General features: G+C 48.2%; 10 protein-coding genes and 2 pseudogenes. 11 read left to right on the top strand and 1 reads right to left on the bottom strand.

All coding sequences use genetic code 11. The features are described from left to right. Positions 1-232 (top strand): hypothetical protein (locus tag D1159_RS19360; RefSeq protein WP_207709193.1); only part of this gene is annotated, 232 nt, incomplete at its 5' end. 349 nt (positions 233-581) lie between these two features. Here the strand turns inward: D1159_RS19360 and D1159_RS17485 are convergent. Next, positions 582-2,282, bottom strand: a pseudogene (locus D1159_RS17485) (DUF4368 domain-containing protein); the annotation flags it as partial. A gap of 149 nt (positions 2,283-2,431) precedes the next feature. Between D1159_RS17485 and D1159_RS19845 the strand changes: the two are divergent. From D1159_RS19845 to D1159_RS17435, 10 genes and pseudogenes are all read left to right on the top strand, one after another. After that, positions 2,432-2,954, top strand: a pseudogene (locus D1159_RS19845) (helix-turn-helix domain-containing protein); the annotation flags it as partial. Between the two features lie 1,596 nt (positions 2,955-4,550). Next, positions 4,551-5,108 (top strand): RNA polymerase sigma factor, encoded by a 558-nt coding sequence (locus D1159_RS17475; protein WP_161846895.1) that lies wholly within the window; start codon positions 4,551-4,553, stop codon positions 5,106-5,108. Continuing rightward, on the top strand, positions 5,108-5,644 hold the full coding sequence (locus D1159_RS17470) for a hypothetical protein (protein WP_161846894.1): 537 nt from the start codon (positions 5,108-5,110) through the stop codon (positions 5,642-5,644). Before D1159_RS17475 ends, D1159_RS17470 begins: the two co-directional genes overlap by 1 nt. Before the next feature lie 58 nt (positions 5,645-5,702). After that, positions 5,703-6,119, top strand: a complete 417-nt coding sequence (locus D1159_RS17465) for a hypothetical protein (protein WP_161846893.1) — start codon at positions 5,703-5,705, stop codon at positions 6,117-6,119. Positions 6,120-6,642: 523 nt separating this feature from the next. Beyond that, positions 6,643-6,903: a hypothetical protein gene (locus tag D1159_RS17460; protein WP_161846892.1), complete on the top strand. Its 261-nt coding sequence runs from the start codon at positions 6,643-6,645 to the stop codon at positions 6,901-6,903. A gap of 218 nt (positions 6,904-7,121) precedes the next feature. Further along, positions 7,122-8,807 (top strand): recombinase family protein, encoded by a 1,686-nt coding sequence (locus D1159_RS17455; RefSeq protein WP_161846891.1) that lies wholly within the window; start codon positions 7,122-7,124, stop codon positions 8,805-8,807. 433 nt (positions 8,808-9,240) lie between these two features. Then, positions 9,241-9,912, top strand: coding sequence for a response regulator transcription factor (locus D1159_RS17450; RefSeq protein WP_161846890.1), 672 nt, complete (start codon positions 9,241-9,243; stop codon positions 9,910-9,912). Then, positions 9,896-11,323 carry an ATP-binding protein gene (locus D1159_RS17445; protein ID WP_161846889.1) on the top strand — a complete coding sequence of 476 codons (1,428 nt, stop codon included), beginning with the start codon at positions 9,896-9,898 and terminating at the stop codon, positions 11,321-11,323. Before D1159_RS17450 ends, D1159_RS17445 begins: the two co-directional genes overlap by 17 nt. Before the next feature lie 132 nt (positions 11,324-11,455). Next, on the top strand, positions 11,456-12,373 hold the full coding sequence (locus D1159_RS17440) for a hypothetical protein (protein ID WP_161846888.1): 918 nt from the start codon (positions 11,456-11,458) through the stop codon (positions 12,371-12,373). Positions 12,374-12,850: 477 nt separating this feature from the next. Next, positions 12,851-13,137: sigma-70 family RNA polymerase sigma factor (locus D1159_RS17435; protein WP_161846887.1), on the top strand; the 287-nt coding region annotated here is incomplete at its 3' end.

Raw genomic sequence — 13,137 nt, 5'->3', positions numbered from 1 at the left:
TTCTCACCCTGCTCTATTTTACCTCGTTTATATGAAAAAGTCTGCCGAAGGGCAGACTTTTTCGACAGGCTGTGACGTAGTGGAATTTGGTTCCACTACGTCTATCTGTAACACCTTAAACCATGCTTTGTTACGATTCAGGCAAGTGGCCATCATGACCACTTGTTTTACCCGTAACACTCTGACGATACGCCCGCTGGCGGCAGGCATTGCTGCAATAGAGCGCATCTGACCGCTTGGGCGTGAATGTGTTCCCGCACACTTTGCAGACCTGAGTACGGGGCGGCTGCGCCAAACGCCGCTGTATCAACTGCTTTTTATAGCCGGTATTGCCGCATTTCTTGTAATAGCAATATTTTTTGGACCAGATTCGCGTATAGAAAACACACCCGCATCCCTCGCAAATAATCTTACCGACGGGGTCGCTTTTCCCATAGGGTCTGCCAGCCATCTTGCGCTCGTAGCAATTCTTCAAAACATCCTGGTGCTGGTACTCCCAATCGCAGTTCCACATGGACTTTCAACCTCCTTCGTGATGGAAAAGAGCGGTCCACAGCATTGCGGACCGCTCCGATACAAATTCATGATACTTTTGACTTCGCTTCTCTCGCCATGCGGCGGTAATCCTTCTGCCTGCAAGCAGGACAGCAGTATTTCGCGTTTGGCCGCAGAGCGGAGAAGGTTTTGGCACAGGTCGCGCAGGTCCGCTCAAAAGGAGGGCTGAGATTCTCTCCGGCCTTCAAACGGCGGTATCTCTCCCGGCTTCGGATACGCTCCTTCTGCAATCGCTCTTGCTCCGCGATCTCCTCTGGAGTAGGTTCCGGCATGGGGGCATCAAATTTACCGATGAATTTCAGATAGATGTCCACCTCCTGCATCCGGTCACCCGTGGACTTGTCCGGAGCATGAACAACAATCTTCTCAACAAACTCGTTAATCATCGGCGTAGTCAGCTCTGAGAAATTGGTGTACTTCCTTGCAAGGTCAAGAAAATGTTCTACATTGGCGGTGTCCTGTTCAAAGCTGCCTAACGCAGATTCACCTTCCGCGATGGACTGCCGGAGCGCTGCCTGCTCCTGTTCGTATCCGGTGAGAAGGGTATCAAAGCGTTCCTCTCCAATGCGGCCCACCGCATAGGATTCATACAGCTTCTTGATGATGGTGTCCAGTTCGTCAAAGCGCCGCTTATCCTTGTTCAGCTTACGCTTCAAGTCCTTTGCCGCCTGCGCTTGCCGAACCTCAGACGCTGCCCGGACCTTTTGAATGAACTCAGCCTCATTGGAGATGGCGTAGGCGCTGGTGACCTTGATGGTTTCTAAAATCAACGCTCGCAGAGCTTTTGTGGAGATGTGATGATTGCTGCAAACAGCCGTCCTTCTTTGCCCTGCAAGTTTATACGAGGAACATTCATAGGCGTCCGATGGATACGGCTTTGTCTCACTGCCCCGTGTCCGCTGGTTATACATCTTTGCCCCGCAGTCCGCACAGAATACCAGCCCGGTCAAGGGATTCGCCTCGCCCAGCGTATCAATACGGCGCGGGGTTCCCCGCAGTTTCTGAACAAGTTCCCAGGTGCCCTTGTCCACGATAGCCTCATGGGTATCCTCAAAAATCAGCCAGTCCTCCGGGGCATGAAAAATTGGCTGCTTATCCTTATAGGATTCTTTGTGGGAACGGAAGTTGACCGTATGCCCCATATACTCCGGCTTGGAGAGGATCTGCCCCACCGCAAAGCCGTTCCAGCTATAAGGCCGGGGGATGTCCTCTCTGCTTTTCCAAACACCCCGCCCCTGCCTTGCAAAGTAAGTGGCAGGCGTTTCAATCTTCGCCTCGCAGAGCATTGTGGCGATTTCATACGGCCCGTGGCCCTCGATAGTAAGCTAGAAGATGCGTCGCACAACCGCCGCTGCTTCCTCGTCAATCAGCCAGTGGTATTTGTCGTTTGGGTCTTTCTTGTAGCCATAGATGGCACAGTTGGTGGTGGGCTTGCCGGACTCGCCCTTGACCCGGATAGCGGTTCGCTACTTGCGGCTCAGGTCCCGCAGATACCATTCGCTCATGATGTTGACGAACGGTGCGAACTCGCTGGAACTGGGGTCATCGCTGTCGATGCTGTTGCCAATGGCGATGAAGCGCACACCAAATTTTCTGAAAAGGACTTCCGTATAGAAACCGGTTTGCAGATAATCTCTCCCGATTCTGCTCATGTCCTTCGTCAGCAGCAGAGCTACTTTCCCGGCTTCGATGTCGGCCACCAGCCGTTTCCATGCGGGCCTGTCGAAAGGCGGCGTTAGATAACGATACTTCTCAAGACACAAGAAAATCAATGGGTATGGACGGCAGGCAAGCATGGTATGTATGAAACAAAAAAGCGGTGTTCTCCGCCTCGCTTTGGCTGGGAACGCCGCTTTATGCGCTGAAAGGAGCAGAAATGACAGTATTTCATGTTGCGAAGAGCACAAATTACACAGTCATGTCTAATCATCATCTGCGGAACCGGGAACTGTCCCTAAAAGCCAAGGGCCTGCTGTCGCAAATGCTCAGTCTCCCGGAAAAGTGGGACTACACCCTGCAAGGACTGGCCTATATCAACCGAGAACAGATCGACGCCATCCGTCAGGCCGTCCATGAGCTGGAGCGGGCCGGGTATATCGTGCGAACAAGGGAACGGGACAGCCGGGGACGGCTGCGGGGAGCGGAGTATACTATCTACGAAGAACCCCAGCCGCCGTCCAGTCAACCGGCGTTGGAATAACCAACATCGGGAAATCCGACGCAATAAAATAAAGATATAAGTAAATAAAGAAAAATCAAGTAAAGATTTATCAATTACCCATTCCTTTCCTATCCTTTCCCCTACCCCCTTCCTTGAAGGACAAGCGGCAAAGCCACCGGAAGGGAATGGAACGGAAACGAAAAGCGAGAGGTCAAATAGCAGCGGGGGTTATCGTGAACATTATCTGACCCGCAGAAACCGTACAGACGCGAAGCGGGTGTACGGTTTCTGCGGGTGTCACAAGAGGGCCTGCGGCCCTCTTGTGTGACAGCACAGTTTCACAGTCCATCAGAAGCCAGGACAGGAGCGCCGGAGTGTCGGCCTTCCGCCCTGGCTTTTTGTGTCCTTCTGTACGCCGTTAGAAGTCCGTTTTGGCGGGTGCAGGTTAAATCGTACTGCCCCCCTATCGATCGTGGTCGGAAAGCCTTGAAATAGCTGGGCTGTTTTGCCTCTAAAGCGTTACACATCAGCCCTATCTTGGCGGCAGGGGTTCTCCCGTCCATTTATACGCAATTAGAAACCCATTTTTGAGGGTGCGGGTCAGATCGTATTACCCCTTGTGCGACCGCCTCTTGAACGTCCTGAAAACAGGCCGCTGGATAGGGCCTAAATGCGTAGACTGGTGGGCTAATTTAGGGATGTCAGCCAAAGTGTCGGATAGCGGGGCTATGTAGAAAGAGTTACCCCCATTTTCGGAGGAACAGATATAAACACCTTGCCCCTTCCCGATACCCACGAAAAAAGCCTGTGTTTTCAATACCTCCGGGAGCTACTTTTTCTACGCCTGACCCCGATTTTTGCCCCACTCTTGACTGACACATTATCAAGGCGGCTTTTCTTCGTTGGACTGTCAGTGTATGCCGCTGTGTCTGCCATATCTCCGCCAATATCGTCTCCGCTCGGCATAAGGGTTTGGGACTATCCCAACAAGCAAAACGGACACGGCCCGGCTGGGGCCAGATTAGGCCGTTTTTCGGGAGTGTGGCCACACTCCCTATGATTAACTCTTATTAGGAACACGAAAGCGCAAGGTTTTTGACAAAAATACAAGAAAATAGATTGAAACTATCACATTATGCAGAAAGTCGTCCTTGAAAACAGGGCGGCTTTTTTGCGCGATATGGCCGGGGCCTACTGGGGGCCACCCTGTTTTGGTTATCAAGGCGGCCCCCAGCAGACCCCAGCCATTCCACCCGAAAAATCTAAATATCGCATGGTAACTTCGAGACAAAATGTCCCAAAGCTATCGTTGTCCCCACGCATTTTTGCATAGGGGCTCTGGTGGTATATCCCCCGTCGCCGCCTACTATTGAGCACAGGCGGGAGTGGGCAGTCAAGGGTGCGTAGCACCGCCGCTTGCGGCGGCTTGCCCTTGACGGCCTGCCCCGGCTGTGCCACCCCTCCGGCGCGGCGGGGGATATATCCTCCAGAGCCGTCCCCTTTCCCATGAATGGGAAAGGGCGGGGGGATAGGGTTGAACGCGCTGTAAAACCGCTTACTTTCCACGGCTGGACTGTTAGCATTTAGGCGTTTGAAACCCGCTTGTATCAAGGGTTCCCGGGCGCGTTTGTCAGGGGGGTGGTATGTTTATATGTCCTGTGCCCTATTTGTTCCACAAAAGCTAACATTGATAAAGCCGCTAAAAAGCAATACAATATAGGGAAAATAGGCTTGTTCGGTTTTTCTGAATTTTTTCAAAATTTTTGTGACCTAACCGATTATTTTTCGAGTAGATAGGTGAAGAGCTCTATCTGAGGGCAAAGGAGGTATGGAAATGGAAGATGTTAGCATTGTCAATCTTTATTGGGCGCGCTCTGAAAACGCAATATCAGAAACATCTAAAAAGTATGGAAATTACTGCTATTCCATCGCTTATAACATTCTTGGAAATGTTGAGGACGCAGATGAAAGCGTGAATGATACATACCTTGACGCACGGAATAATATTCCGCCCCACCGTCCGTCTATTCTCTCAACATTTTTAGGAAAAATCACGAGGCGAATATCTATTGACAAATGGCGTGGCCGTACTGCGGAAAAGCGGGGCGGCGGTGAGATCGTGCTGGTACTTGATGAACTGTCTGATTGTATTCCGTCTAATCAAAGCGTAGAGCATGAGGTGGAGGCCGCAGAATTATCACAGCTAATTGACAATTTTGTTATGTCGCTATCACCTATGGAACGCCGGGTTTTTATTTGCAGATATTGGTATCTTGACCCGATTGCAGATATTGCCCAAAGATTTGGATTTTCACAAAGCAAAGTGAAAATGATATTACACAGGCAACGAAAAAATCTTCTAAACCGCTTAGAAAAGGAGGCGCTGTTGTAATGAAAGTCGAAAATGTTCTGGACGCTATTGGAGCGATTAACGATGAAGCTGTGCAAGATGCGAGGGCGTATAAACGGACTAATTACAGCAAGATAGCTAAATGGGGAATGTTGGCAGCTTGCCTCTGCCTTATAGCTGTTATTGCTATTCCCAAAATCATAAATAATCATATTGACGACCAGCCGCAAATTCCAATACAGCGGCCAATCGCCGCATATATTCAAGATGATGTATCTTCTGTTGAAGTTTCACATTACCATTCAAACGAAGTTTCAACTTGGATTGTAGATGGAGCAGAATTAGATGTATTAAGAGAATGGACAAATGGACTTCAATACGAAATTAAAAATTTTGAAAACAACGCTACACCAGACAAAGCAGAGGACAGTGAAGTGTTTTCTATTTCAATTTCCGAAGGTGATTACCCTGGATTTTCATATATCATTGATAACAGTGGGATACATTATCTACTAATTGAGGGCTATTGGTATTCTGTTACAAATCCTTCGTATCCTCCTTTAACTGATAAACAATAAAACTTGGTTGACTTTGCGCTATACTTTTAATCAAAAATCGAAAGTTATGGAGGTAAACATGAAAAAGGGATTTGCATTTTTTGCCGCAGTGATAATGGTTTTTGGATTGGTAGCTTGCAGTGACAGTATCAAAGATGTTGCCATTGACTATGGTAAATCTGACATCTACTCAAAGTCGGATATGGATGCGGCAATAGAACTTATTGAAAAGGAGTTTGCTACTTGGGAGGGATGTGAACTACATAGTATTAGCTATACATCAGATGAATGCAATAGTGAAAAAAATTTAGAATGGATGAATGACCTTGGAGATGAAAACGCTGAATTTACTCAGTGCATAGAGTTCGTTAGTGATTTTCATTCGCCAAAAGCTGGCGGTGGTGCATGGAACGCAGATTCAGAATATACAAATTGGCAGTGGTGGCTTGCCCGAGCGGACAATGGGGAGTGGAATTTAATGACTTGGGGCTACTAATGCTACATTTTCAGTTTGTCGGGAAGTACTGATACCCAAACAGGCTATGAAACAATTTGAAAGGCACTTATGCTTTACAAATTTCAAACAAGTTTGGGACAAAATGTCCCAAAGCTGGGGTAGTGCTTTTCATCGTGTCGCGCCTTTACTTCTGTCAATGACAGTCTGTAATATCGACCATCTGCTCGGACTGACGGACGGGCGGGACGATAAGGAACAGACGCGATAGCGGCGGTGACGCGGCCAACCTCTTTGGGACATTTTGTCCCAAAGAGCCGGGTTTGGGGAGGCACCCCAACAAGCATTTTTGACGGCCCCCGGCCAGTCAAAAATGGCAAGTGTGGCCACACTTGCCTTGCTTGCCGTTTGTGCATATCATGTAAATTGCGTGTTTTAAGGCATGGCGCGGATTTTATACCTTTGGGACAAAACGTCCCAAAGCTGAGGGGGTAGACAGCGATATAAAAGTATGCTATGCTTTCCAAACAAACAGATAAAGCGGAATTTGAAAGGAGATAAAAGGATGAAAAAAGTAATAGCAGCTATGGTGGTAATGTCTCTTGCTATCGTGCCTCTGGGTGGGGTGTGGTCAATTTTACTTAGACCGATTATTGGCGGTAGTACAGACCAAAGTTTTATTTACCCCGTCTATGTTGGTTTAATCCTCTTGGCCGGGCTTGTTGTTGGTGTTGCGGTAGTACTCTATGGAGAGATGGACAAACTTTGGAAAGAAATCAAAAGCATCAAGGAAGAAACAGAAAAATCAAAACATGGGGATAAATAACTTCCGATTTGTCGCGGAGTCCTAATTTGCAAGCAGACTACAAAACAATTTGAAAGATACTTCTATATTATAAATTTCATGCAAGTTTGGGACAAAATGTCCCAAAGCTGGGGCGGTACTTTTACAGTGCCGCCCCCTTTTCATGCCCGGCGGCATCCTTGCCGATACCCCTAATCAGAGTTATAATATAAGTGTAATGTGATAGGGAAGGAGGACAAATGGCAAGGCAAAAGAACAGAGGGTATCAGCAGATTTTACCCCCTACCTATGCGACCCGGCGCTGGAAAATGGGCGGCTATATCCGGCTCTCCCGCGAGGATTTACAGAAAATCAACCGGGGGCTTGACGATAGCAACAGCGTGAAAAATCAGCGCGACATACTCAACGATTTTCATTTTAATCATGCAGAAGAATTTGAAAGCTACACCGAGTATGTGGACGATGGGCACACGGGAACCGATACGGAGCGCGAAAGTTTCCAGCGGCTTTTGGGCGATGTGATGAGCGGAAAAATTACCTGCGTTGTGGTGAAAGACCTCTCCCGTTTTGCCCGGAATTACAGTGATGCTGGCAGTCTGATTGATAACCTTTTTGTGCAGATGGGCGTCCGCTTTATCAGCTTGGCCGAGGGCGTGGACAGCTACCTAAACCCGGATAGCGTGAACAGCATTATTGTGCCGATAACCAATGTGATGAACGACCAGTATTGTTATCAGACCTCAAAGAAAATCCGGCAGGTTTTCGATTACAAGCGGCGCAACGGCCAGTATATCGGCTCTTTTGCCCCCTATGGCTACATCAAAGACCCGGCAAACAAGCATCAACTTTTGGTCGATACCGAGGCCGCCGAAATCGTCAAGCGCGTGTATTCCATGCTCCTGCAAGGCTCGTCTAAAAGGGCCATCGCGCTGTACCTCAACGAACACGGCATACCCAGCCCCACGGCATACCGCCGGAAAAAGGGCCTGCCCGTTTCCTCGGCTGTGGCGGACGACCCCATGTGGGGGGCCCGGATGATACATGAAATCCTCACCAACCCCATTTATACCGGGGATTTGGTACAGGGCCGCCGCCGGGTGAAAAGCTACAAGGTACACCAGATTCAGGCTGTGCCCGAGGAAGAATGGGTGCGCGTCCCCGATACCCACGAGGCAATCATCACCCACGAAACCTTTGACAAGGTGCAGGCCCTGCTGGTACGCGATACCCGGACATCCCCCAAAGGCCGGGAGGTTCACTTGTTCAGCGGTTTTCTGAAATGTGCGGACTGTGGGAAATCCATCACCCGCAGCCAGAGCGGGAAAAATATCTATTACGCCTGCTCCACTTACAAAAACCGCTCCCGGACGGCCTGCTCCATGCACTCTATCAAGCACAACCGTCTGGAGGCCGCTGTGCTGTTCGCTATCCAATATCAAGTGAACACCGCCGTTTCCTACTCGGAATTGATAGCCCGTATCAATTCGGCCCCGCTGAAAAAAAGTCAATCCCACCGCCTTAACGACCAGATTGCCGCAAAGGAAAAGGAATTGACCCGGATAACCCGCTACAAGCAGTCTCTGTATCAAGATTGGAAAGACGGGGAAATCACCCAGCAGGAATACCGGGATATGAAAGCCGATTATGAGCGGCAGGCCGCCGAGCTTGCGGATGTGCTGGCCCGGCTGAACGCGGAACGGGCGGAACTCTTGAATGGCGTTGACAAGGAACATCCGGCGCTGGTAGCCTTTGCAAAGTATCAAAGCATCGAAACGCTCACCCGTGAAATCCTCACGGACTTGGTAGACCATATCAAGATTTACGAAAACGGCAATATCAGTGTTCATTTTAAGTTTGCGGACGAGTTCCGCCGGGTTGCCGAGTACATTGAAGTCAATACCACCGATACCGCCGAGGCGGGCTGATACCCGCCAACGCATGAAACCCCGCAATTTACAGATTTTCCTAATATGAGGCAATCATATGCTTGCTACATTACCTCTCCCCTTGTTCCGCTCCCCCCGTCCTCCGTAATAATAGTTCAAATTGGAATGCCAAAACTGTACGCCAAAGACAGGAAATTTCTTGAAAAGTGCAAAAGATAGAAGCCGCTCTGCATCATTGCAAAGCGGCCTCTATTCGCTTTTGATAGTCCCGTCTAATACTCTCTCAATAACTGGCAGATGTTCTTCTGGACATTGCATCGCCTTTCGGTTGATGCGCTGGTGACTTTGTGCTTTGTACCTTGTTTTATGCAGCCAATAGAACTAAAATATTACCAGCAGCCAACAAGAGAAATTTGAAAACTACACACTAATCACAAAATTCTATGTTATGCTGTTTCCTGGAGGTGTTATTGTGCAAAAGATTTTAGTTGTCGAGGATGACTTGGACATTCAAGAACTATTGAAGAATTTTCTGCAAGAGGTAGGATATGAGATCATTTTAGCCAGCGATGGTGTGGAGGCCCTTCCTGTATTTTCTGCCTCGCAATTTGATTTGGTGCTGCTTGATGTAATGCTCCCAAAAATTGATGGATTTGCCGTCTGTGAGCTGATACGAAAGCAATCGCAGGTTCCTATCATCATGCTTACTGCATTAAGCGGCGAGGAAGAACAAATCCGGGGGCTGGATTTACAGGTGGACGATTATATCACAAAGCCCTTTTCCATGCCGATTTTAATTCGGAAGATTGCCGCCGTCTTGCGGCGGAGCGGCGGGCCGCAAGAGGACGAACACAAAACGATTGCTTACCAAAATCTTATTTTGGATTGCGACAATTATACGGCCACAGTGGACGGGGCCGCTTATGAATTGACGCAACGGGAATTTGAAGTGTTGAAAGAACTGCTCACTAATCAAGGCCGTATTCTGACCCGGCAAAATCTTTTGGATAAACTATGGCGGTATGACTTTTATGGGGATGAGCGTGTGGTTGATACGCACATCAAGAACTTGCGGAAGAAGTTGGGCATTGATTTTATCCAGACAATCAGAGGGGTGGGATATAAAATTGATAAGAAAAATTAAAAGTAGTTTATATGCAAAAGTGTTTCTCACCACAACAGCGATGCTTTTATGTACGTCATTATTGGTATTTAGCTTATTAGCATGGTTGATGCCGCAAACCTATTCCAATAGGCTGAATACAGTCTTGGATGAACGGGCGCAGCGTTTTGTTTCCGAACTGGAGCAAGTAGCTTTTCCGAATAGCGGCGGTTTGTTCGACCAGCTTCTTCAAGATACGGAAATCAATTCCGTTGAACTGTATAATGGCAAAGGTGAGTTCGTGCCCTTGCCAACAGAACTATTTGCCGAAGCGTGGGACGGTGACACGGCGTATATTGAGCAAACGCAGATTAATGAGTTGTGCAAAACTGCCCCCCTTCTGTCGGGCAGCTACCACTTTTCCTTTTCTGATAGCAATGAGCGATATATGCTCATCGTTTACGGAGCAGCAGAACAAATCGGGGAATTGCAGCAGTCTTTTATCCATGTATTTCCGTTTATCCTATTAATCGTCTTAGCAGTTGCTTTTATTGTGTCTTCGCTTTACTCTTGTATGATTACAAAGCCTGTACTGGAAATCAGCCGCATATCCGAAAAGATGTCTGACTTGCAGTTGAATTGGACGGTTGATGAACAACGGACTGATGAGTTGGGAACACTGGGGAAAAGCCTGAACAGGCTATCGTACAATCTTTCTGTCACCCTCTCTGATTTGCAAAACGCAAACAAGAGACTCGAAGCCGATATTGAGCATGAAAAGAAATTGGAACAGGCACGTACAAATTTCTTTTCGGCGGTATCCCATGAATTGAAAACGCCTATTACAATTATGAAAGGGCAATTAGAGGGGATGCTACTTGGTATCGGTGCATATAAAGACCGGGAGAAATATCTGACAATGGTGCCGGAAATTGCCAACACGCTGGAAACGATGGTTCAAGAAATATTGACAATTTCACGTTTGGAAACTGCGGGGGCCGATTTCAAGAAAGACCGTTTGGACTGCATCCAAATTATAAAATCTTACTTGAATGAAACAGAGGATTTAATCGCGGGAAAAGATTTGCAAATACACCTTGATATATCATTGTCTCTTTCCATAAGCGGAAATAAAATGTTAATGGAAAAAGTGTTTTCCAACCTTATCGGGAATGCAATCAAATATTCCCCGCATGGGGCGGACATCTGGATTTCTGCGCTGTCGGAACATGGGCGGGCAGTATTCTCTGTTGAAAACATGGGAGAACACATACCAGCAGATAGTATTCCGAAGTTGTTTGATGCTTTCTACCGTGTAGAACAGTCAAGGGGCCGGACAACGGGTGGAAGCGGGTTAGGGTTGTATATCGTGCAGGAGATACTACACCTGCATGGAAGTGAATGTACGGTCTGCAATACACAGGCCGGGGTAAAGTTTTCTTTTACAATCTGACAGATATAGAAAAGCGGCGGGCGATTGCCCCGCCGCTTTTCAACTACACATAAATCACAAACTAATCCCAAATGTATCACAAAAAAGGGTGGTATTCTTTAGGTACACTCAAAGAAAGGATGGTGTTTTCAAATGAAAAACACAAAGAAAATCTCATATGCACTTCTGGCCCTGCTTCTTGTAGTCTGCCTTGCCGGATGTAGTGCGGCTGCTGCATCGGTACTTCCGCATGGAAGCGGTGAAACATCCGCATTGCCCTCGGAGTCGACATCTATGTACGATGTGGCCTATGCAGAAAATGGTGTCGAAGATGCTGCCCACGATGAAGCGGTGTTGAAGGAGCAGCTCAAGAACTATGAAGAATTTGGCATGGTCTACGATTCGGATAAAGATGTGTTGTATTACAACGGGAAGTTGGTCAGATGGTTTGAAGATTATTACGAATTGAGTGCTGAAGAGCGGGCAGGCATAGACTTTTTCAACGAGAACGGAGTGGTTGATGTTTATGCTGTTCGGGATTTTAGTAACCTCATTCAAAATGATGACGGCTCCTTTGACCCCAGCGGCAAAATAGTTGGATTGAAAGAATTTTCTGATAAGGAATTTGCTGAACGGGACATCAATGCCATAAAGAACCCGCCAAGAGATGTGTGTTACGCTGGCGGTGGGCCGCTGACGCCGGATGAAGCACAGGCTATAGCAGACGAATATGCCGCATTTGGTGTTACCTATGATGCCAGCATTGACCAGTGGTATTTCAACGGCGAAAAAGTACGGTTCTTCCAAGATGTGCTGACATCCAATGGCGAGAGCCTAACCGGCGGAAATTTCCATGGTGCAATCCGCAGTTCGTGGAACGAAAACGGTTCAATCGACATCTATACGGTTCGTGACTTTGCAAATCTGAACACTTCCGGGAATGGAACGCTGACCGGCGTAGAGAAATTCAGCCAAGCGGAATTTGACGAACACCCGCAGACGGAATTTAACGAACACATGCAGAGAGAAGTACAAACCAGCTCGGGTGAGTGTGTGGTAATTCAAGAGTAAAGACTGCCGCACGACGGCAAAAGAAAAAAAGCCGTCGTACAAGCAGCTATATCCGCATACCCAAATCACGGCGGCTTTGAGAAATCGAAGCCGCCGTTCTTTTTTATCTCCATAGAGAGCAATGCGGTAACGCTGGCAGGTGCGGCGGCTGACAGGAGGTAGCCGCCATGAAGTACATAGCCGCTCGACACAATTCGACAGTATTTGAACCGTTAAAAAAAGCCCATTCCCCGCCTGGGGGAATTGCGGCTATGAAGTTATACTATACAATGCAGATATAGCAAACTATACAGTGCAAACCGCCCGGTGGGTCTATGACCTGCCGGGCGGTTTTCGTCGTTTCCTGCGGCCTGGAAAATTTTCTTCACTTTTTTCTCTGCGGAAAGCGGTTTTGCGCGCAAAACCTGTACCACTGAACGCTCTGTTAGCGGAAAGGGAGAGTACCACCACCATCCCCCAGCGAAAGGGTGTGAGAAGATGGAAACCAACCCCCGCGGCTATGGCGAACGGTGCAGGCTTGATACCTTTTATAAAACCGTGTTGAAGCATGAGGCAATCGACTACATCCGGGAAATGAAACGGCGGGCCAGCCGGGAAACATCGTTGGAGCGTCTGCCCCAGACGATGATGGACAAGCTGTGTTCGGCTGACGACTACCCCAGCGACAGCTATGTGTTCTCGTACTGCGGCTACGACCTGCCGATCAGCAGCCAGCAAGTGGCCGACGCCTTTGCCGGTCTGCCAGAGCAGGAGCAAAGCATTTT

It is taken from the genome of Pseudoflavonifractor sp. 524-17, assembly GCF_009935845.1.
In the GTDB taxonomy this organism is placed as follows: domain Bacteria; phylum Bacillota; class Clostridia; order Oscillospirales; family Oscillospiraceae; genus Pseudoflavonifractor_A.
This window is presented reverse-complemented; position numbering and strand designations above follow the sequence as displayed.